Raw genomic sequence first — 20,851 nt, 5'->3', positions numbered from 1 at the left:
ACCCAAAACAGCAAGGGAGCGTGTATATGTCTAGCCCCGTAATCCAGCGCTGGGAGCCGGAAAATCCGGCATTCTGGCAAAAAACCGGTGCATCGGTCGCCAAACGCAATCTGTGGATTTCCATCCCTGCGCTGATGCTGGCGTTTTCAGTGTGGATGTTGTGGAGTGTGGTGGTGGTCAACCTAGATAAGGCCGGCTTTCAGCTATCCAAAAACCAGATGTTCTGGCTGACCGCCTTGCCGGCACTCTCCGGCGCCACACTGCGTATTTTTTACTCTTTCCTGGTGCCTATTTTTGGTGGCCGGCGCTGGACGGCGATTTCCACGGCTTCGCTGCTCATTCCGGCGCTGGGCATGGGGTTTGCGCTGCGCGACCCGAGCACCAGTTATCCGACCTTGCTGGTATTGGCTTTGTTGTGTGGCCTCGGTGGCGGTAATTTCAGCTCCAGCATGTCGAATATCAGCTTCTTTTTTCCCAAGGCGGAAAAAGGCATGGCTACCGGCCTGAATGCCGGCATCGGTAACTTGGGGGTTTCGGTCGTGCAGTTTGTGGTGCCGTTGGTGATTTCGGTCGGCATATTCGGTGCCTTGGGGGGCGAGTCGCAAACCTTCGTCAAGGATGGCGTTACCAAGAGTATCTGGCTACAAAATGCCGGTTTTATCTGGGTACCCTTTATTGTGGTGGCCACTTTGGCGGCTTGGTTTGGCATGAATGATATTGCCGATGCCAAGGCTTCGTTCGCTGATCAAGCGGTGATCTTCAAGCGTAAGCATAACTGGCTGATGTGCTGGCTCTATGTGGGCACTTTCGGTTCGTTTATCGGTTTTTCCGCCGGTCTTGCCATGCTGACTAAGTCGCAGTTTCCCGGCATCAACCCGACGGCCTATGCCTTTTTGGGTCCGTTGGTCGGTGCGCTGACGCGGCCGCTAGGGGGCTGGATTTCTGACAAACTGGGGGGCGCGCGCGTCACACTGTTTACGTTCGGCGCCATGATTTTGGCCGTCATTGGCGTGTTGCAGTTCCTGCCGCATAACGGTGTGGGCGGCAACTTCTTCGGTTTTCTTGCCATGTTTATCGTGCTATTTGCCCTGACCGGCATCGGCAACGGCTCAACCTTTCGCATGATCCCTGTGATTTTTATGACCGAGCGCCAGCGTGAGGCGGGCAAGGGCGAGAAGGCGCAAAAACAGGCCATGCTGGATGCGGCCAAGGAAGCAGCTGCCGTGCTGGGCTTTTCCGGCGCAATGGGGGCGTATGGTGGCTTTTTTATTCCCAAGAGCTTCGGGACTTCGATCGAGCTCACTGGCGGGGTGGATGCGGCCCTGATCTGTTTTATTGTGTTCTATCTGAGCTGTATGGCGATCACCTGGCTCTACTACGCACGCAAGAATGCGCCTATGCCTTGCTAATCCGGCAAGGGGCGCACATTAAACCCGGCAAGCGCTGCTTTGCCGGGTTTTGCATGTGGGAAACAGGATAAGGCCTAGTCACTTCGAACTAGGACATCTAGTGCCTTTGCGGTCGTATCCCCCCTCCGGCTGGCGAATAGTTAGCTGTATTTCCATGGAATATTCTGTAACGGTCGCAATCATCTCAACGGCCGGCATCTTTGGCCATTATGGAGAGCAATAATGAGTCACTTTCTGGACAGGCTGAAGTTTATGTCGCGGGTGAAGTCGACCTTCGCCGATGGCCATGGCGCGGTGGTGGATGAGGACCGTACTTGGGAGAACAGCTACCGCAGTCGCTGGCAGCATGACAAAATCGTCCGCTCTACCCACGGAGTGAACTGCACCGGCTCTTGCTCGTGGAAGGTCTATGTCAAGAACGGCCTGATCACCTGGGAAACCCAGCAGACTGATTATCCGCGTACCCGCCCCGATCTGCCTAACCATGAGCCGCGCGGTTGTCCGCGTGGCGCGTCTTACAGCTGGTATGTCTACTCAGCACAGCGCGTAAAGTACCCGATGATACGTGGCCGGCTGATGGAAATGTGGCGTGAAGCCCGCAAGACCATGGACCCGATTGCTGCCTGGGATGCCATCAGCCAGAACCCGGAAAAGGCCAAGCGTTACAAGGAAGTGCGCGGGCAGGGCGGTTTTGTGCGTGCCGACTGGGATACTGCCAGCGAGATGATTGCCGCCGCCAATGCACTTACAGTAAAAAAATTCGGCCCGGATCGTGTAGTCGGTTTTTCGCCGATTCCCGCCATGTCCATGGTGTCGTATGCCGCCGGTGCGCGTTATCTGAGCCTGATTGGCGGCGGCTGCCTGTCTTTTTATGACTGGTATTGCGACTTGCCGCCCGCCTCGCCCCAGATTTGGGGCGAGCAGACCGATGTACCCGAATCGGCAGACTGGTACAACTCGACCTATTTGATGGTGTGGGGGTCCAACGTCCCGATGACCCGCACGCCGGATGCGCACTTTTATACCGAGGTGCGCTACAAGGGGACCAAGACGGTTGCCGTATCCAGCGATTTTGGCGAGATGGCCAAGTTTGGCGATATCTGGCTTGCGCCCAAGCAGGGTACCGATGCCGCGCTGGCCATGGCGATGGGCCATGTGGTGCTTAAAGAGTTCCACCTGACCGGCAAGTCCGACTACTTTACATCCTACACCCGCCAGTACACCGATATGCCCATGCTGGTGTTGCTCAAAGAGCGTGCCGGCTGTCTGGTCCCCGACCACTTTTTGCGCGCATCCCATCTGGCCGATGCGCATGGCGAAGCCAACAACCCCGAGTGGAAGACGCTGCTGCTTGACGGCAATAGCAATACGCTGGTGATCCCGAACGGCACCATAGGCCTGCGCTGGGGCGAGGGCAAGGTGGACGAAGGTGAGAAGGTCGGTCGCTGGAATCTGGAAATGAAGGACAGCGGTTCCGGTCGCGAAGTCGAGCCGGTGCTGTCGCTTAATGGTCGCCATGATGAAGTCGTCGGTGTCGGCTTCCCTTATTTCGGGGCCGAACACGACGAATTGCTGGTGCGCAATGTACCGGCTCGACGTATTACGCTGGCGGATGGCTCCAGCGCCCTGGTTGCGACAGTGTACGATCTGACGCTGGCCAATTACGGTGTCGATCAGGGGCTGGGCGGGGATCATGTTGCCGCCGGCTTTGATGACGATGTGCCTTATACCCCGGCCTGGCAAGAGAAGCACACCGGCGTACCGCGTGCGCAGGTGATCCAGGTGGCGCGTGAATTCGCGCAAAATGCGCACGACACCCATGGCAAAAGCATGGTGATTGTCGGCGCGGCGCTGAATCACTGGTACCACATGGATATGACCTATCGCGGCATTATCAATCTGCTGATGATGTGCGGCTGTGTGGGGCAAAGTGGTGGTGGCTGGGCGCATTATGTGGGTCAGGAAAAGCTCAGGCCGCAGTTTGGCTGGGCGCCATTGGCTTTCGCCACCGACTGGCATCGTCCGCCGCGGCAGATGAACGGCACCTCTTTCTTTTATGCCCACACCAGTCAGTGGCGGCACGAGAAACTGGGCATCGACGAGATTCTGGCGCCGACCGCCGACCGCGCGCGCTACGGCCATATGAGCCTGATCGATTTGAATGCCAAGAGCGAGCGCATGGGTTGGCTGCCAAGTCTGCCGCAGCTGGGCACCAACCCACTGGAGGTGAGCGCAGCCGCTGAGGCCGCCGGCAAGGAACCGGTGGCCTATGTCGTGGAAAACCTCAAATCGGGCAAGCTCGCCATGAGTTGCGATGACCCGGACAATCCGGCCAACTTCCCGCGCAATATGTTTGTCTGGCGCTCCAATATTCTGGGCTCCAGTGGCAAAGGTCACGAATACTTCCTCAAGTATCTACTGGGTACGCAACATGCGCTGTTCAGCGATGAGACCGATTGCATTAAGCCCTCGGAAGTGAAGGTGCGTGATGCGGCCGTGGGCAAGCTTGACCTGCTTACCGTGCTGGATTTCCGCATGAGCACGACCTGCCTGTATGCCGATATCGTGCTGCCGACCGCGACTTGGTACGAGAAAGACGACCTGAATACTTCGGATATGCACCCGTTTATCCACCCGCTATCCGAGGCGGTACAGCCTTTGTGGGAAAGCAAGACCGACTGGGAAATCTACAAGCTGATTGCGAAGAAGTTCAGCGACATCGGCGGGCCGTATCTGGGTACGCGCAAAGACATCGTACTGACGCCGCTGATGCACGATACCCCGGGAGAGCTGGGGCAGCCGCTGGAGCCCAAAGACTGGAAACATGGCGAGTGCGAGCTGATTCCGGGCAAGACCGCGCCGAACATGACCGTGGTTGAGCGCAATTACGCCGATGTGTACAAGAAGTTCACTTCGGTGGGCCCCTTGCTCGACAAGCTGGGCAACGGCGGCAAGGGTATCAGCTGGAATACCGAGCATGAAGTACATGAACTGGGTGCGCTAAGCAAAACCGTCACCGAGCCGGGGGTCAGCCAAGGCCGGCCGCAGTTGGAAAGCGCAATCGATGCAGCGGAGATGATTCTGACCTTTGCACCGGAGACCAATGGTCATGTAGCGGTCAAGGCATGGGAAGCCTTGTCGAAAATTACCGGCCGCGACCACACACATCTGGCCATCGGGCGCGAACACGACAAGATCCGCTTTCGCGATGTACAGGCGCAGCCGAGAAAGATTATCTCGGCACCAACCTGGTCGGGTCTGGAGAGCGAGGAGGTCAGCTATAACGCCGGTTACACCAATGTGCATGAGCTGATTCCATGGCGCACACTGACCGGCCGCCAGCAGTTCTATCAGGATCATCGCTGGATGCTCGACTTCGGCGAGGGGCTGTGCGTGTACAAGCCGGCGGTGGACCTCAAGACGATCAAGCCCATGCTGGGGCGCAAACCCAACGGCAATCCCGAGATCGTGCTCAACTTTTTGACGCCGCACCAGAAGTGGGGCATCCACAGCACCTACTCGGACAACCTTCGCATGTTGACCCTGTCGCGTGGTGGCCCGCATGTCTGGATTTCCGAAGGAGAGGCCAAGGCTGCGGGGCTGGTGGATAACGACTGGGTCGAGGTTTTCAACGTCAACGGCACCCTGACCGCGCGCGTAGTGGTCAGCCAGCGCATTCCCAAGGGGGTGTGCCTGATGTACCACGCTCAGGAAAAAATTATCAATGTACCCGGTGCCGAGACCTCGGGTAAGCGTGGTGGTATCCATAACTCGGTGACCCGTACCGTGCTCAAGCCAACCCACATGATCGGCGGTTACGCGCAGCAGGCTTACGGCTTCAATTATTACGGCACCGTGGGCGCCAACCGTGATGAATTTATCGTGTTGCGCAAGATGAACAAGGTCGACTGGCTGGACAAGCCGCGCTGCGAAGAAGAAGGAGCCGCACAATGAAAATACGCGCCCAAGTCGCCATGGTGCTGAATCTGGACAAGTGTATCGGTTGCCACACCTGTTCGGTCACCTGCAAAAACGTATGGACCAGCCGTGACGGCGTCGAGTATGCCTGGTTCAACAACGTTGAGACCAAACCCGGTATCGGCTACCCCAAGGAGTGGGAAAACCAGAAAAAATGGAAAGGGGGCTGGCAACGCAATGCCGCCGGCAAACTCGAGCCTAAACAAGGCGGTAAGCTCAGGATTCTGGCCAACTTGTTTGCCAACCCTAATCTGCCGTCCATCGATGATTATTACGAGCCGTTCACCTTCGATTACGAGCATTTGCAAAATGCACCGCTGATGCAGACCCCGCCGACGGCGCGCCCGGTGTCGGTGATTACCGGCAAGAAAATGGACAAGATCGAATGGGGCCCGAACTGGGAAGATGATCTGGGTGGCGAGTTTGCCGCGCGCAGCAAGGATGCGTTGTTCGAGGGGGTGCAAAAGGAGATGTATAGCACCTTTGAGAGCACCTTTATGATGTATCTGCCGCGCCTGTGCGAGCACTGCCTGAATCCGGCCTGTGTTGCGTCCTGTCCGTCTGGCTCGATCTACAAGCGTGACGACGACGGTATCGTACTGGTCGATCAGGATAAATGTCGCGGCTGGCGCATGTGCGTGTCCGGTTGTCCGTACAAGAAGATCTACTTCAACTGGCAAAGCGGCAAGGCCGAGAAGTGTACCTTCTGCTATCCGCGCATAGAGGCCGGCCAGCCTACCGTATGCTCCGAGACCTGCGTGGGCCGTATCCGCTATCTGGGGGTGATGCTGTATGACGCTGAGCGTATCGAATCTGCTGCCAGTGTCGCCAGTGAGCAAGACCTGTATGAAGAACAGCTCAAGGTCTTTCTCGACCCGCACGACCCGCAAGTGATTGCCGAGGCCAGGCGTCAGGGTATTCCGGATGCCTGGCTTGAGTCCGCCGCCGCTTCGCCGGTGTACAAAATGGCGTGCGAATGGAAGGTGGCCTTCCCGCTGCACCCCGAGTTCCGCACCTTGCCCATGGTGTGGTACATCCCTCCGTTATCGCCTATCCAGGGCGCCGCCGAAGCCGGCCATATGGGAATGACCGGCATGATTCCGGATGTAAAGAGCCTGAGAATTCCGGTGAAATATCTGGCCAATTTGTTGACGGCGGGTGATGAAAAACCGGTGGTGAGCGCACTGGAGCGCATGCTGGCCATGCGTGCCTACAAGCGTGCCGAAGTGGTGCATGGTCAAAAAGATAGTGCCGTGTTGGCCCAGGTGGGGCTGGATGCCGCAACCATAGAAGACATGTACCAGACCATGGCCATTGCCAACTATGAAGATCGCTTCGTGATTCCTTCTTCGCACAAGGAAATGGTTGAAGACAGCTTCAATGAAAAAGGCAGTTGCGGCTTTACCTTTGGTAACGGCTGCTCGGGTGGCACTTCGGAGGGTTCGCTGTTCGGCAAGAAGCCGCAAGGCAGCGTGATTTACGTCGATATGCCCAAGTCGCGCAAAGCCAGTCAACAGTAAGGCCAGGTGCCGGCGGGGGAGGCTTCGCCGCATCGTTAAGGAGAAAATATGATCTATCGCATACTCTCTGCGCTATTGAGCTATCCGGATGAAGAATTGCTCGGCGCACAAGATGAAATCAATACTGCGCTGGTCGCCTACCCGCAGGCAATGGCTACATTGCAGCCACTAAGCGCCTGGTTTGCCAGCCAGCCGTTGATTGCGCTGCAGGAAAATTACGTTGCGACATTTGATCGTAACCCTAGGCACTCCCTGCACTTATTCGAGCATATCCATGGCGAAAGTCGTGACCGTGGCCAGGCCATGGTCGATTTGCTGCACGAGTACCAGCAACATGGCTTTGAGCCTGACGTAGCCGAATTGCCCGACCATGTGCCGCTGTTTCTCGAGTTTCTCAGCCTGCTGCCGGCCGATGAAGCATCGGTGTTGTTAGGGGACGCTATCCATGTACTGGCCGCGACCGGGGCGCGCCTGGCTCAGGGCGAAAGCCCGTACGCCGGCGTATTCCAGGTGCTGACTACGCTCACCGATGTGGTGCCGCGCGAGATGACCGAGCCGCCGATACGGGATATGGATGAGGCGATGGAAACTTTCGGTCCGGGCGCGGACGGCGTTGAGCCCTTATTGAAACCCGATACGCAAAACACCATCCGATTTTATCCGCGCCGCGAGGCCGGTCATGCCAGAGGAGCCGTACAATGAGCGCCCTTGACCACTTCTTGTTCGGGATCTACCCGTATATTGCACTGGCGATTTTCTTCTTTGGCTCGCTGGCGCGCTTTGAGCGTGAACAGTACAGTTGGAAAACCGACTCATCGCAAATGCTGTACGCCGGCCAGTTGCGTATAGGCAATATCCTGTTCCATATCGGTATCCTTGGCCTGTTTTTTGGTCACTTCGTCGGTCTGCTAACGCCGGTGGCGGTATGGGACGCCTTGGGGGTCAGCCATGGCTTCAAGCAGATGGTTGCGGTGGTGATGGGCGGCATCTTCGGCATCAGTGCGCTGATCGGTATGGTGATTCTGCTGGTTCGCCGTCTGGGTAACCCGCGTATCCGTGCCGTGACCAAAGCTGCGGATAAACTGGTGTCACTGTGGATTCTGTTGACCCTGTTGCTGGGGCTTTCGACCATTTTTATCTCGGTCGAGCACACTGATGGTCATCTGATGCTGGTGTTGATGACCTGGGCGCAGCATATCGTAACTTTCCGCAGTGGGACTGCCGAGCTGATGGCCGAGGTGCCGCTGTTATTCAAGGCTCACCTGTTTATGGGGATGACGCTGTTTGTGATCTTCCCGTTCACGCGTCTGGTGCATGTGTGGAGCGGCTTTGGTGCGCTGACTTATATCACCCGCGCCTGGCAGTTGGTGCGAACCCGCTAATAGCAAGACGGCAGGCCTGTAGCTGCGGGTCTGCCCTATCTGGTTTTCGAAGGGAATGTTGATGCCCATTACCGTGAATGCACATGAGCTGACTGACGCCGAAATCGAGGCCATGCTGCCAGACTATCAGGACAGTGCCAATCCGTTGCAAGCCGCAACAGTGGCGTGGGTGTTGCAACGCGTGCTATTGGACGCAGCCGCATCGGCCGGTGTTAACGCAAGCACCGCCGATGCGGCGATCGACACCTTGCTGGAAACTCAAGTCAAGGTGCCGCAGCCGGATAGTGCGGCCTGCCGTCGTCATTATGAACAACATCCGGCACGTTTTACTGTCGGTGAGCTGGTTGAAGCCGATCACATTCTGTTTCAGGTCACGCCGCAGGTGACGCTGGATGCACTCACTACGCTGGCCGAGGGGGTACTGGCCGAAGTCCGGGCCGACCCTGATTGTTTTGCCGACAAGGCGCGGGCCTATTCAAACTGCCCATCCGGTGCGCTTGGCGGTAGCTTGGGGCCGCTTGCCCGCGGCGAGACCGTGCCTGAATTTGAGCGTGTGGTCTTTGCGCTGGCGGAAGGCACCATTTCTCCGCATCTGCTGTCCACACGCTTTGGCCTGCATATTGTACGCGTCATGCACAAAGAACCAGGGCGCCTGTTGCCGTTTGGCATGGTGCAAGAGCAAATTGCCGAAGTCCTATCGGCGAGTACGCGCGATATGGCTACGCGCCAATATCTTAAATATCTGGTTGGACAGGCCAAGATAAGCGGCATCGAATTGCACGGTGCTGATTCGCCGCTACTGCAATAGTGTGACGGCGCGGGCATTGCTGGCCGTCCTTGTCTGAACGGCTGCGAGATCGGTTTTTAAGGAATAGCTATGTCATCATCTCAAGCCGTGCTGGCCGATCGCTTTGGCCGCCGCATTGATTATTTACGCGTTTCGGTGACTGATCGTTGCGATCTGCGCTGTACTTACTGTCTGCCCAAAGGCTTTAAAGGGTTCGAGGAGCCGGCGCACTGGCTCTCGCACGAGGAGATGGCGCGTCTGATTGGCCTATTTGTCGGTCTTGGCGTCTCCAAAGTGCGCCTGACTGGTGGTGAGCCCTTATTACGACGCAATCTGACGGACTTGGCTGTGCGCATCGCCGCTTTGCCGGGGCTGCGAGACCTGTCTTTGTCGACCAATGCCACCCAGCTTGCCCGCCATGCGCATGCGCTGAAAGAGGCCGGCGTGACAAGACTCAATGTCAGTCTGGATACGCTGGATGCGGCACGTTTTGCCCAGATTACCGGGCGCGACTGTCTGCCCCAAGTGCTGGAGGGGCTGCTGGCGGCGCGGGCGGCCGGCTTTGCGCCGGTTAAACTCAATGCGGTGGTGCAGGCCGGGGTGAACGAGGCCGAGATTGAACAGCTGTTGGTTTTTGCCTTGAAACACAGCTTTGTGCTCAGGCTAATCGAGACCATGCCCATAGGCGACACCGGACGCCAGGCGGCTTACATCGATGTAACGGCCTTGGGCGAGCGCATTGCACAACAATACCAGCTGATCCCACAGGTGTTGGGGCAGGGGGCCGGGCCGGCCCGTTACTGGGCCAGCGTCGATGGCGGTATGAGTTTCGGCGTGATTACGCCGATGTCGCGCCATTTTTGCACGGCCTGCAATCGGGTGCGTCTGGGCGTGGATGGAACGCTTTACCTGTGTCTGGGACAGAACGATAGCGTGGCGCTAGGCAGTCTGCTGCGTGAGGGCGCGAGCGACAATGAGCTGTTGGCTGCTATTCATGCGGCGATCGCCGCCAAGCCCGAGCGCCATCATTTTAACGAGACGCCGGATAAAATCGTGCGCTTTATGTCGCAAACAGGCGGTTAAGGCAGGGTTATGCACGATATCGAACGATTTATCGATGGTTTTTCCCGTTTCCAGCAACACTATTTCGACAATACGCCCGGTTTGTATCAGAGCCTGAAACAGGGCCAGCATCCCAGTACCTTGCTGGTGGGGTGTTGCGACTCGCGTGTCGATCCGGCTCAGCTTTTAGGCTGTGATCCAGGCGATATTTTTACCATCCGTAATGTGGCAAATTTGGTGCCGCCTCGTACTTCGGGCCGTAGCCATCACGGCGTGTCTGCCGCAATTCAGTTTGCTGTAGACCAGCTTAAAGTGTCGCGTATCATTGTACTGGGACATGGCCAGTGCGGTGGTATCAAGGCCTTGTTGGAGCAGCGTTTTGCGCCGGATGCCGAAGACGACTTTATCGGTAACTGGGTCGGCATTGCCGAGCCGGCCCGGGTGCGGGTTGAGGCGGCGATGCCTGATGCCAGTGATGCCGATAAGCGCCGTGCCTGCGAGTTGGCCGCCATTTTGGTGTCGCTGAAAAACCTGCAGAGCTTCCCCTGGGTCAAGCGCGCCATGGAAAGTGGGCATTTGAGCTTGCACGGCTGGTATTTTGATCTGGATGCGGGGGCTTTGCTGGCTTATTCGCCGCGCTCGGATGCTTTTTTGCCGCTGGTTTGTCCGCTTGATGTCCGTTGACAGTTTGCCGGCTGCGCCTGTCTTGCTGCATACATATTGAAAATATGATATCGATTTTTCCCACTTTCGCGTGCCATGACAACTTCTGACCCAAACTTGACCGCCTCGTCCCCTGCGTTGTCTCAACGCCTTTCTACCCGTATTGTTTTCAGTTCTATCGCCGCTTTAGTGCTGATCATGGCGATGATTTCCGGCACTTTATGGCTGTCATGGCAGCTTGAAGGCGCGGCGGCAGCGATCAATGACGCGGGTAGCCTGCGAATGCGGGCAACCCGCGTGGCGGTGGAATTGCAAAAGCCGGCGCCAAGCCTTGCCACCCATCGAGCAAGGGTAGATGCAGAGCTTGAGCGGCAGGATCTAACGCTGGCGCAACTGGTAACGGGTAATCCGGCACGCCCCTTGTTTTTACCATCAGAGGGTCTTGTGCAGCAGCAGATGACTCAGGTCCTGCGCTATTGGCAAACCGTGCTTAAGCCTGCGGCGGCTATTTCGCTGCAAACTGGCAGTAGCCAACCATATTTGCAGGCCTTGCCCGAGTTTATCCGCCATGCCAATCAACTTGTACTGCTGGTCGAGCAGAACAATGAGCGTAAAAACGACTGGCTGCGCCTGTCGCAAGGCGTCCTGGTGCTAGTGGCATGTACCGGTACACTGGCGATGATTTACCTGCTGTATTTGTGGATTATCTTGCCGGTACTACGTTTGCAGCAGGGCCTGCAAAAAATGGCCCGCCACGAGTTTGGCGTACGCTTGCCGATTGAAAGCCGGGACGAGTTTGGTATGTTGGCGGGTGGTTTTAACCAGATGGCGGATGAACTGGAAGGCTTGTATCGCGATCTTGAAGCCAGGGTGCAGGATAAAACAGCACAGTTGGCTGCGCAAAACCGCGAGTTGGCTGCCCTGTATGAAACCGAGGCATTTCTCAATCAGGAAGGTGATATCGAGACCTTGTGCCGCGGCTTTTTGCAGCGGGTCATGGCGCTGTTAAGTGCCGAAGGCGGCAGCCTGCGCGTACTGGATGGTCTTAGCGATAAGCTGCACCTGATGGTGTCTGAAGGTCTCTCCGATGCTCTGGTGGCGCAGGAAAACTGTACCAAGGTGCACGACTGTTTATGCGGACAAGCTAGCCAGAGCGGCGTGGTACTGATCAGGGATTTTCGTCAGCGCCCGCGTGCCGATGGCTATCGCTGCAGCAAGGAAGGCTTTGCTGCACTGGCCGCGTTTCAAATTATCGCGGCCGATCAGGTTTTGGGTACGTTTGCCTTGCATTTCCATGCTCCGCGCGACATTGGTTCGGCGGATAGCCAATTACTGCGCACCTTGGGCCAAAGGCTGGGAGCCGCCCTGCTCAACCGGCGTCTGAGTGCCAAGGCGCGACAGCTGGCCGTGGTGGAAGAGCGCTCGCTGGTCGCTCAAGGCTTGCACGATAGTATTGCCCAGGGCCTGAATTTTCTGAATTTGCAAGTACAGATGCTGGACTTGGCTGCCCGGGCCGATGATATGGCGGAGGTGCGTGAAATTGTGCCGCTATTAAAGACCGGCGTGGAAGAAAGCTATCAGGATGTACGCGAACTATTGCTGAATTTCCGCAGCAAGTTGGGCCCCGGCGAGCTGCTGAGTGGCATTGAAGACACCGTTGCACGTTTTCGCCGCCAGTGTAGCGCCGAGGTGGTGCTGAATGTGCATGAGCAAGGCGGCGCGCCATTGCCACCCGAGCAACAGTTGCAGGTCCTGTTTATTTTGCAGGAGGCTTTATCCAATGTGCGCAAGCATGCGGGTGCAAGCAAAGTCGAAATTACGATGCTAAATGGATCTGACTTTGTGTTGCAGATCAGGGATAATGGCGAAGGTTACGATCCGGTCGAGGTCGCATCCCGCGCCGAAGGCCATATCGGCCTGCACATTATACAGGAGCGGGCTCATAGGCTTAATGCCAACCTGACGCTGGAATCGGTACGGGGGGAGGGCAGCAGCTTATTGCTGCAGCTACCACAGTCGGTGCGTCAAGCCGCGTGAAAATAATAAAGATTCCAAAGATGACTATCCGCATATTACTGATTGATGACCACACCCTGTTCCGCTCGGGTATACGCTTGCTATTGCAAAGGCAAAACGACTTTGAAGTCGTGGGCGAGGCAGCAGACGGGGTCGAGGGCATCAAGCGCGCCAAGGCCTTGCATCCGGATGTGATCTTGCTGGACTTGAACATGCCGGGCTTGTCCGGGCTGGATACCTTGCAGCTTTTGGTGCAGGACCTGCCCGAGGTCGCGATCCTGATTCTGACCGTGTCGGAAGAGGCCGATGAGCTGGCGCAGGCCTTGCGCGATGGCGCGCGCGGTTACTTGCTGAAGAATATCGAGGCCGACACCTTGAGTGCGGCGATTCGTGATGTGGCGGCGGGCAAGTCGGTCATTGCCGCCGATATGACCGCCAAACTGGTGGCGCAGTTTCGCACTCAACCACGTACCACGCCGTTGCCGACTGTTGCTGCCGAACATGACAAGCTGACACCGCGCGAGTGCGAAATCGTGCAATGCTTGGTGCGTGGAGAAAGCAATAAGGAAATTGCCCGCCATCTGGGTGTGGCCGAAAGTACGGTCAAGATCCATGTGCAGAATATATTAAAAAAACTGGGGCTCTCCAGCCGGGTGCAGGTCGCGGTATACGGCGTTGGACACGGCCTGGGTTAAGGGAAGTGCGCTTTAAGGCTGGAAAGGGCGCGGGCACCTGCCCAGCCGCTAAGTGACCCGACCGCCTCGATGGGCTGCGCAAGAACGGTAACCCCCTCTCGTCGACTAGGAGCGTGTGTCGCTCCCCATTGCTACCTTTGATCCGTTTGACCGACAGCGCCATACCGCCTCCATTCTTTACATTTTTGCATGGCTTTGTTAATGGAATGGACGCCCCCTTCCTGAGCCGGCTCATGCCCGAATACTACCGGACACGGTCAGGTTGTGGGAGTTATGCAACAAAGCCCTAGACAACCCTGGTGCTTGAAAACACACCTCTTCAAGATCGCCCCACGCAGCCTTGGCGCTCGTTTTTGCTTGGCCTTGCCACTCAGGTGAGCAACCCCAAAACTGCTGTCGTGTATGCGAGCATCTTCGCTTCATTGTTGCCAAGCAAAGTTCCACCGTTTGTTCTGGTCGCGCTGCCGATCATGATCTTCGCAATAGAGACCATCTGGTTTCAGTGGTAGCGCTTGTGCTATCCGCCCCTTCGCCCCGCGCCCACTATCTTGCATCGAAAGCATGGCTTGATCGCGCGGCTGGGGTAATCATGTCTTTGCTGTGTCTCAAACTCATCTTCGAGACACAGCAGCCGTGAGCCTGTGCGCTAACCCATCAATCCACCGGACGCTACGCGATGAAGCCGCGCACCGCCGGTGATTTCAAACGTTAGCGTCTGCAATGCAACTGCAAACAGACATTGATGCCTCGAACATGAAAGTCTGCTTTGGCCGAAGAACTGACGTTCTTGTACGAATGGGCCATCGGTCAAAACGGATGGTCGTGTGTTGGTGATGCACTTGTACATGGTTTGTTGAGCTTGAAAATTGCTACGCAGCATGCTACACAATACATGTGTAGCAAACCTGTGTAACCCTTGGAAATACTGGGTTTCAGCATCATGTCAGTGGATCCCCATTATCCACCCCATAATAGAAAAAGCCCTGATTTCTTGATGAAATCAGGGCTTTTTCACGTTCTGCGCTGTTAAGCGGCAGGCTGTTAATCAAATGGATACAGCCTACCGTTTTCCGCCTGAATTTATTTACAGCAATCTTGATACCAACCGGTCGGCCCTGACCCGGTTCATACGGGTCAGCAGTTTACGTACCGGCTCCGGATAATGGTCTACGGTTTCCAAATCCAGATAATGATTGATCCGGCTGGTATTGGCATGGATAGCGGCCAGTTCCTGCTCTTTTTGCGCGGCTAATTGCTGCTGCGGATCATGAAGCAGCAGGCCATTTTCCAGATCCAGACTAAAAGCGCGTGGATTGAGATTATTGCCGGTAATCAGCATGAACTCCTGATCTACCCACAGGCCCTTGAGGTGGTAGCTGTGTCCCGGGTCATTCCACAACAGCAGATTCAGTCTGCCGGCATCGATATCGGCCTGTTGTGCCTGAGCAAAGCGGCGCAGGTTGGCTTCATACAGATAGGGCAGTGCGCCTATGACCTTGAATGGTTCGCTAGGCGGGATAAAGAAGTCGTTGGCGGTCTTGTCGCCGACGATAATGTCGACGCGCACTCCGCGCGCCAGTAGTTGGCGTATTTCACGCATCAGCGGGCGCGGCAGGTTGAAATAGGGCGTGCAGATCACCAGATGGCTGCGGGTGCTGGCCATCAGCTTCTGGATCAGGCGGTTGAGTGGATTGCGCTTGCCTACCCCCAATAATGGGGTGATGCCTAGCGAGCCTGGTGCGGCCTGATCCTGTACCTGGCTTTGGTAATGGCTGTTGCTGAGCCGTTCGCGCAGGGCGCGGATATCGCCGCGTATGCTCTTGGTCGCGGGCGGATTGGGCTGATCCAGACGGTGTACCGCCGGACTGGCAAGTATGGTGTCTTTCAGCAGGGCAACCATGCTGTCGGCAAGCCCACGGTTGGTAATCAGGTGATAGCGGTCATAGCGATAACGCTCACCGACATGCAGATAGACATTATTGAGGCTGGCGCCGCTATAGATCACGGTGTCGTCGACAATAAATCCCTTGAGATGCAGCACGCCGAACAGTTCGCGCGTTTGCACCGGTACGCCATATACCGCGACCTCCTGGCCCGGGTGTTTAGCGGCTTCTTCCTGATACCAGGCTGCATTGCCGTCGGTTTTGCCTTTGCCTATCAGCCCGCGCTGGGCCCGGTGCCAGTCAACCAGTACGGCGATTTCCAGTGCCGGGTTGCGGGCACGGGCGGCATAGAGCGCGTCCAGAATCATGGCCCCGCCTTCATCGTGTTGCAGATAAAGAGCGGTCAGATAGATGCGGTGCTGTGCCTTGGCGATATGTGCCAGCAGGGTTTCACGAAACGCGGCGGTGTCGGTCAGCGTAATGATGTCTTCGGCCGCCAGCGCAAAGCGCGGCAGCGCATGGATGTAGCTGCGTGGATCGTTGAAAAGCATGATGAGGCGCCAAAACACGCGGATGAATCGGAATGTCTGATGTTAGCATCAAGCGGCGCCTTCTCCCATGGGTTCGGTCAAACTAGAGACGGTATGAAGTCTTTGCTCTATAGATGCCGCTGGCAATACAATAGGCAAATAGTCTATTTGCAAGGAGAAGGCGATGCTTTACCCGGAACTCTATACACAATTGGAAAAAGCACGCTGGACCATGGAAGCCGATATTCCATGGGACACCTTTGATGGCAGCCTGTTGTCCGACGAGCAGGCTCAGACTATCAAGATGAATGCGATTACCGAGTGGTCGGCCTTGCCGGCCACCGAGATGTTTTTGCGCGATAACCGCCACGATTCGGATTTCTCCGCCTTTATGTCGGTCTGGTTCTATGAGGAGCAGAAGCATGCGCTGGCGCTGATGGAGTATCTGCGCCGCTTCCGCCCGGAATATTGCCCGACCGAGGCCGAACTGCATGCAGTGCGCTTCGAGTTTGACCCGGCACCGCCACTGGAAACGCTGATGCTGCACTTCTGCGGCGAGGTACGCCTGACCCAATGGTATCGCTGTGCATCCGAGTGGCACACCGAGCCGGTGATCAAGGCTATTTACAAGCATCTGAGCCAGGACGAGGCGCGCCATGGTGGCTGCTACCTCAAATACATGAAGAAGGCGATTGCGCAGCATGGTGATGTGGCACGGGCGGCGTTTGCCAAGATCGGTCTGCTGATGGCTTCTTCCGGTCGCTCGGCCAAACCGCTGCACCCCACCAATTTGCACGTCAATGCAGCACTTTTCCCCAATGACACCATACAAAGCCGTTTGCCTGACCCGGACTGGCTGGAAGCCTGGCTGACACAGCAGATCCACTTTGACGAGTCTTGGGAGGCACGGGTGGTGGGTGGTATCCTTCGCAACTTGTCCAATCTGTTCGAGCAGCCGCTGGAAACGATTCTGCAATTGAATCGCTACCGCAAGGCGCTCGCGGCAAGTGTGAAGGAAACCCATGTCCTACCCGACCCCGCAATTTGAAGCCAAAGTCTGCCCGCCCGAGGCGCTGGCCAAGCGTCTGGCGGCCTTGCCGCGCCCGGTGGTGTTTACCAACGGCTGTTTCGATATCCTGCATCGCGGCCATGTAACCTATCTGGCACAGGCGCGCGCGCTGGGTGCCAGTCTGGTGGTCGGCCTGAATACCGACGCCTCGGTCAAACGCCAGGGCAAGGGCGACGACAGACCGATCAATAACGAGGCCAACCGCGCCGCCGTGCTGGCGGCGCTGGAAAGCGTGAGCCTGGTGACCTGGTTCGATAGCGATACGCCGGCCGCGCTGATTGCCGAAGTCCAGCCCGAAGTGCTGGTCAAGGGCGGCGACTGGAGCGTAGACAAGATTGTCGGCTCAGCCGAAACGCTGGCACGTGGCGGCGAAGTGCATTCCATTCCCTTCCTGTTTTCCACCTCGACTACGGCCACCCTGAACAAGATCCGCGCAAGCGAGGGCAAGGCGTGAGCGATCACGCCTTTGCCGTCTTGCGCCTGTTGTCTGCCGGCGGCTTTCAGTCGGGCGAAGCGATGGCGCAACAACTGGGCTGTTCGCGTACCCTGGTGTGGCAGGCGGTGCATGCCATCGAGCAGGATTTCGGCCTGACCGTGTTTTCGGTGCGCGGGCGCGGCTATCAACTGGCAAGCCCTTTTGACTGGCTGGATGTGGCGCAGATTCGTACCGGCCTGTCCGAAGCGGCGGGCGACAGCCTGACCCTGGCGCTGGTCGAGCGCACCGATTCCACCAATACCCAGCTTATGACGCGGGCGGCCGCAGGGGCGCCGCAGGGCTTGCTGCTGGCGGCCGAGGCCCAAAGCGCCGGGCGCGGCCGTCTGGGACGGCGCTGGCAGATGAAGCTGGGCGCCGGCCTGACTTTCTCGCTGTTGTGGCGCTTCGAGCGCGGCCTGGCGGCCCTGGCCGGCCTGTCACTGGCGGTCGGCGTTGCCATGGTGCGCGCCTTGCGCGGCTTGGGTGCACCGGTGATGCTGAAGTGGCCGAATGATGTGCTGCTGGATGGCAAGAAGCTGGCAGGCACCCTGATCGAGTTATCCGGCGATGCGCAGGGGCCGGCGGCCGTGGTCATCGGCATCGGCTTGAATGTGGCCGACCCGGGCGAAGTTGACCAGCCGGTGGCCAGCCTTGCCGATGCCGGCTTACAGCTTAGCCGCAATACGGTGCTGGCGGCCTTGCTCAACGAGTTGCAGCAGGTTCTGGTCGAATTCGAGCGCGGCGGCTTTGCTGTGCTGCGCGATGAATGGTCATCTTATGCCGCGCACAATCAAGCGCCGGTGCGCTTGTCGTTCAGCCACCATGCACCGGTTGATGGCGTGGCATTGGGGGTGGACGACAGTGGTGCCTTGCGGGTGCAAACTGCGTCCGGCGAGCAGCTGTTCCATGTGGGCGAAGTCAGCCTGAGGCCGCGGCCATGAAGCTATTGATCGATATCGGCAATACCCGGCTGAAATGGGCGGTGTATCAGGGTCTGGATTGTATGGCGCAGGGGGCGGTTGCGCATGACGATATCGCTACCCTCGCCGATATCTGGCCGCGCTGGCCGATTAGCGCCGGTTGGGCGGCCTCGGTGGCAAGCCCCGAGTTGCGTGCCGCTGTCGATGCCATCAGCCCGGTGCCGCTTGTCTGGGTTTCAGCCCAGCGTGCGGCAGGTGGTGTCAGCAATCATTACCGCAATGTGGCCGAGCAGGGGGCCGATCGCTGGCTGGCGGTACTGGCGGCACGCTCTTTGGTGGACGGCGATGTGGTGGTGGCCTGCGCCGGCACGGCCTTGACGGTGGAAGCGCTATCGGCCGAAGGAGATTATCTGGGTGGGCTGATTCTGCCCGGCCAGCAGCTGATGCTGCATAGTCTGGCACGCGGCACCGCACAGCTAGACAGGCCGGCGGGCGTGCATAGCGCTTTTCCGCGGGGCACGGAAGACGCCATTGCCAGCGGCGTGCTGGATGCACAAGCCGGTGCCATCGAGCGCATGCGTGCGCGCCTGGCGGCGCACAGCGGGCGTCCTGCGGCTACGGTGCTTTTGACCGGTGGCGATGCGCCGCGTTTGCTGCCTCACCTCGCGGCACCGGTGCGTATCGTGGATAATCTGGTGATTCTTGGACTTCTCCGTATGGCGAGCACCTCATGAAGTGGTTTTTTGCAGCCGTAGTGACACTCAATTTGCTGGTAGCGGGGCTGATTGCCTTGCAGAAGGCGCCGCAAGATGACTTTGGCGCGCGCGAGGTCAGCCCGCAGCTGATCAGCCGGCTGCTGGATCATGGCTATCCGGCTCGCGTGGCCGCCAGCGCCCCGAGTGTGGAACAGGGGCTGACCGAAGCCAGCGTGCCGCTTGCCTCCATACCCGCACCTGTGCCGGTCAAGCCGGTAGCCAGTGCGCCGGCTGCGGTTGCACCGCGTGCCGAGTTGCCTGTCGCCAAGGTCGAGGTGGTCAAGCAGTGTTATCGTTGGGGCGAGTTGAACGACAGCCAGCTGGCGCGTGCCCGTGGCGGTATTACCACTTTGCGCCTGCCGGCGGCTCAGGTGTCGGACAGCGTGCGCGAGGACAAGCAGGCCGGCGGCAAGGCCTGGGTGTATTACCCGCCGCTGGCGACCCAGTCCGAGACGCTGACCCTGATCGCCGAGCTCAAGGCCAAGGGGCTGGATAGCTATATCGTGCGCAATGAGGGCCCGTTTCGCGGTTACCTGTCATTGGGCCTGTTTGCCAAGGAAGAGGGCGCCAAGGCCCTGGTCAAGCGTCTGAAGGACCTGGGCTTTGACAAGGCACAGATCGATGCGCGCGGAGCGCGCAGCAAGAAAACCACGGTGAGCCTGCGTGCGCTGACACCGGAGCAGGTGGACAAACTCAAGGCGGTGCAGCAGCGCCTGCTGCCCGGCATCGTGGTCCAGCCTTTCAACTGTAACTAAGCGACCTGCCCGTCGGGAGCGCCCGCTCCCGACACCTGCCTTGCTCTCTTTCCGTTACACGCCCGTTTCATATTAATGTCATATTTTTTTGATCCTGCTGTCACAGTAGTGACTTATGGTTGTCCTTATCGACCGGCCTCGCGGTAGAACCCAACGGAGTCATTCATGAGCGACAGCTACAAGATCAAGCATCACGGAGTGGAAGAGTGCAGTAATGAATCGGGCAACCCGGCGTTTTCCGCCGTACTGGATGCACGCCTGTCACGGCGCAGCGTGCTGCAGGCCGGTGGTGCTGCCGGCGTAGCCGGTTTATTGCCGGCGCTGGTTCAGGCCGCGCCCATGTCGGAGAAGCCGGCGGTCTTGGGCTTTGCACCGGTGCCGTTCTCGGTGGAGGATAGGGTCGTAGTGCCGCAAGGCTATGTAGCTGACGTGCTGTATGCATGGGGCGACCAGGTCGGAATCAAGGGCATGAGCCCTGCGTTCAAGCCGGATGCGTCCAATAGCGCCGCCGAGCAGGAAGTACAGGCCGGCATGCACCATGACGGCATGGCGTTCTTCCCGCTGCCGCAGGGCTCGCAGGCTGCCAAGCATGGCCTGCTGGCGATCAACCATGAATACACCGACGACGGCCTGCTGCACAGCGATGGCATGAAAACCTGGAGCGGCGACAAGGTCAAAAAGGCACAGGCGGCGGTGGGGGTATCGGTGATCGAGGTGGAGGATGCCGGCAAGGGGCGCGGCTGGCGCGTGGTGCGTCCGTCGAAGTACGCACGCCGCATCACCGCCAATACGCCGATCGCGATCGGTGGCCCGGCGCGCGGCCATGCTCTGATGCAGACCGAGGCCGACCCCAAGGGGGTCGAGATCCTTGGCACCTTCAATAACTGCGCCAACGGTAAGACGCCGTGGGGCACCTATCTGACCTGCGAGGAAAACTTCGACGGCTACTTCG

17 protein-coding genes are annotated in these 20,851 nt (G+C 58.1%); 16 read left to right on the top strand and 1 reads right to left on the bottom strand.

The features are described from left to right. Positions 1-26: 26 nt before the first annotated feature. The 10 genes from EGI20_RS07055 to EGI20_RS07010 all read left to right on the top strand — a co-directional run bounded on the left by EGI20_RS07055 (position 27) and on the right by EGI20_RS07010 (position 13,512). Positions 27-1,409 (top strand): NarK family nitrate/nitrite MFS transporter, encoded by a 1,383-nt coding sequence (locus tag EGI20_RS07055; protein WP_498630804.1) that lies wholly within the window; start codon positions 27-29, stop codon positions 1,407-1,409. A 222-nt stretch (positions 1,410-1,631) separates the two neighbouring features. Beyond that, positions 1,632-5,363, top strand: coding sequence for a nitrate reductase subunit alpha (locus tag EGI20_RS07050; RefSeq protein ID WP_498630802.1), 3,732 nt, complete (start codon positions 1,632-1,634; stop codon positions 5,361-5,363). Then, positions 5,360-6,907, top strand: coding sequence for a nitrate reductase subunit beta (gene narH / locus EGI20_RS07045; protein WP_498630800.1), 1,548 nt, complete (start codon positions 5,360-5,362; stop codon positions 6,905-6,907). Before EGI20_RS07050 ends, narH begins: the two co-directional genes overlap by 4 nt. 48 nt (positions 6,908-6,955) lie before the next feature. Beyond that, the gene (gene narJ / locus EGI20_RS07040) at positions 6,956-7,609 is read left to right on the top strand and encodes a nitrate reductase molybdenum cofactor assembly chaperone (protein ID WP_498630798.1); all 654 of its coding nucleotides are present in this window, start codon (positions 6,956-6,958) and stop codon (positions 7,607-7,609) included. Next, positions 7,606-8,289 carry a respiratory nitrate reductase subunit gamma gene (narI, locus tag EGI20_RS07035; protein WP_498630797.1) on the top strand — a complete coding sequence of 228 codons (684 nt, stop codon included), beginning with the start codon at positions 7,606-7,608 and terminating at the stop codon, positions 8,287-8,289. The genes narJ and narI overlap by 4 nt, the downstream gene beginning before the upstream one ends. Before the next feature lie 61 nt (positions 8,290-8,350). Further along, the gene (locus EGI20_RS07030; protein ID WP_498630796.1) at positions 8,351-9,097 is read left to right on the top strand and encodes a peptidylprolyl isomerase; all 747 of its coding nucleotides are present in this window, start codon (positions 8,351-8,353) and stop codon (positions 9,095-9,097) included. A 69-nt stretch (positions 9,098-9,166) separates the two neighbouring features. After that, entirely contained in the window at positions 9,167-10,159 is a 993-nt protein-coding gene (gene moaA, locus EGI20_RS07025; protein ID WP_498630794.1) for a GTP 3',8-cyclase MoaA, read from the top strand. 9 nt (positions 10,160-10,168) lie between these two features. Further along, positions 10,169-10,822 (top strand): carbonic anhydrase, encoded by a 654-nt coding sequence (locus EGI20_RS07020; protein ID WP_498630792.1) that lies wholly within the window; start codon positions 10,169-10,171, stop codon positions 10,820-10,822. Positions 10,823-10,999: 177 nt separating this feature from the next. Beyond that, positions 11,000-12,838 (top strand): type IV pili methyl-accepting chemotaxis transducer N-terminal domain-containing protein, encoded by a 1,839-nt coding sequence (locus tag EGI20_RS07015; protein ID WP_498630790.1) that lies wholly within the window; start codon positions 11,000-11,002, stop codon positions 12,836-12,838. 20 nt (positions 12,839-12,858) lie between these two features. Beyond that, a complete protein-coding gene (locus EGI20_RS07010) occupies positions 12,859-13,512 on the top strand; it encodes a response regulator (RefSeq protein WP_498630788.1) in 654 nt (217 codons plus the stop codon). Positions 13,513-14,596: 1,084 nt separating this feature from the next. On the opposite strand, the gene pssA is transcribed toward EGI20_RS07010, so the two are convergent. Then, a complete protein-coding gene (gene pssA / locus EGI20_RS07005) occupies positions 14,597-15,946 on the bottom strand; it encodes a CDP-diacylglycerol--serine O-phosphatidyltransferase (RefSeq protein WP_498630786.1) in 1,350 nt (449 codons plus the stop codon). Positions 15,947-16,109: 163 nt separating this feature from the next. Between pssA and EGI20_RS07000 the strand changes: the two genes are divergently transcribed. The 6 genes from EGI20_RS07000 to EGI20_RS06975 form a co-directional block, all read left to right on the top strand. Next, positions 16,110-16,973 carry a ferritin-like domain-containing protein gene (locus tag EGI20_RS07000; RefSeq protein ID WP_498630784.1) on the top strand — a complete coding sequence of 288 codons (864 nt, stop codon included), beginning with the start codon at positions 16,110-16,112 and terminating at the stop codon, positions 16,971-16,973. After that, the gene (gene rfaE2, locus EGI20_RS06995; protein WP_498630782.1) at positions 16,948-17,448 is read left to right on the top strand and encodes a D-glycero-beta-D-manno-heptose 1-phosphate adenylyltransferase; all 501 of its coding nucleotides are present in this window, start codon (positions 16,948-16,950) and stop codon (positions 17,446-17,448) included. Before EGI20_RS07000 ends, rfaE2 begins: the two co-directional genes overlap by 26 nt. After that, positions 17,445-18,410: a biotin--[acetyl-CoA-carboxylase] ligase gene (locus EGI20_RS06990; protein WP_498630780.1), complete on the top strand. Its 966-nt coding sequence runs from the start codon at positions 17,445-17,447 to the stop codon at positions 18,408-18,410. The genes rfaE2 and EGI20_RS06990 overlap by 4 nt, the downstream gene beginning before the upstream one ends. After that, a complete protein-coding gene (locus EGI20_RS06985) occupies positions 18,407-19,123 on the top strand; it encodes a type III pantothenate kinase (protein ID WP_498630778.1) in 717 nt (238 codons plus the stop codon). Before EGI20_RS06990 ends, EGI20_RS06985 begins: the two co-directional genes overlap by 4 nt. Further along, the gene (locus EGI20_RS06980) at positions 19,120-19,899 is read left to right on the top strand and encodes an SPOR domain-containing protein (RefSeq protein ID WP_498630776.1); all 780 of its coding nucleotides are present in this window, start codon (positions 19,120-19,122) and stop codon (positions 19,897-19,899) included. Before EGI20_RS06985 ends, EGI20_RS06980 begins: the two co-directional genes overlap by 4 nt. A gap of 165 nt (positions 19,900-20,064) precedes the next feature. Next, on the top strand, positions 20,065-20,851 hold a 787-nt coding region (locus EGI20_RS06975; RefSeq protein ID WP_498630774.1), incomplete at its 3' end, for a PhoX family protein.

Source organism: Aquitalea sp. S1-19 (assembly GCF_024343515.1).
The sequence above is the reverse complement of the archived record's forward strand: the minus strand, read 5'-3'. Positions and strand labels throughout refer to the sequence as shown.

Bases quoted from the DNA above. Each gene is read 5' to 3' on its own strand.
- EGI20_RS07055 (WP_498630804.1), top strand. From the start codon at position 27: ATGTCTAGCCCCGTAATCCAGCGCTGGGAGCCGGAAAATCCGGCATTC.
- EGI20_RS07050 (WP_498630802.1), top strand. From the start codon at position 1,632: ATGAGTCACTTTCTGGACAGGCTGAAGTTTATGTCGCGGGTGAAGTCG.
- narH (WP_498630800.1), top strand. From the start codon at position 5,360: ATGAAAATACGCGCCCAAGTCGCCATGGTGCTGAATCTGGACAAGTGT.
- narJ (WP_498630798.1), top strand. From the start codon at position 6,956: ATGATCTATCGCATACTCTCTGCGCTATTGAGCTATCCGGATGAAGAA.
- narI (WP_498630797.1), top strand. From the start codon at position 7,606: ATGAGCGCCCTTGACCACTTCTTGTTCGGGATCTACCCGTATATTGCA.
- EGI20_RS07030 (WP_498630796.1), top strand. From the start codon at position 8,351: ATGCCCATTACCGTGAATGCACATGAGCTGACTGACGCCGAAATCGAG.
- moaA (WP_498630794.1), top strand. From the start codon at position 9,167: ATGTCATCATCTCAAGCCGTGCTGGCCGATCGCTTTGGCCGCCGCATT.
- EGI20_RS07020 (WP_498630792.1), top strand. From the start codon at position 10,169: ATGCACGATATCGAACGATTTATCGATGGTTTTTCCCGTTTCCAGCAA.
- EGI20_RS07015 (WP_498630790.1), top strand. From the start codon at position 11,000: ATGGCGATGATTTCCGGCACTTTATGGCTGTCATGGCAGCTTGAAGGC.
- EGI20_RS07010 (WP_498630788.1), top strand. From the start codon at position 12,859: ATGACTATCCGCATATTACTGATTGATGACCACACCCTGTTCCGCTCG.
- pssA (WP_498630786.1), bottom strand. From the start codon at position 15,946: ATGCTTTTCAACGATCCACGCAGCTACATCCATGCGCTGCCGCGCTTT.
- EGI20_RS07000 (WP_498630784.1), top strand. From the start codon at position 16,110: ATGCTTTACCCGGAACTCTATACACAATTGGAAAAAGCACGCTGGACC.
- rfaE2 (WP_498630782.1), top strand. From the start codon at position 16,948: ATGTCCTACCCGACCCCGCAATTTGAAGCCAAAGTCTGCCCGCCCGAG.
- EGI20_RS06985 (WP_498630778.1), top strand. From the start codon at position 18,407: ATGAAGCTATTGATCGATATCGGCAATACCCGGCTGAAATGGGCGGTG.
- EGI20_RS06980 (WP_498630776.1), top strand. From the start codon at position 19,120: ATGAAGTGGTTTTTTGCAGCCGTAGTGACACTCAATTTGCTGGTAGCG.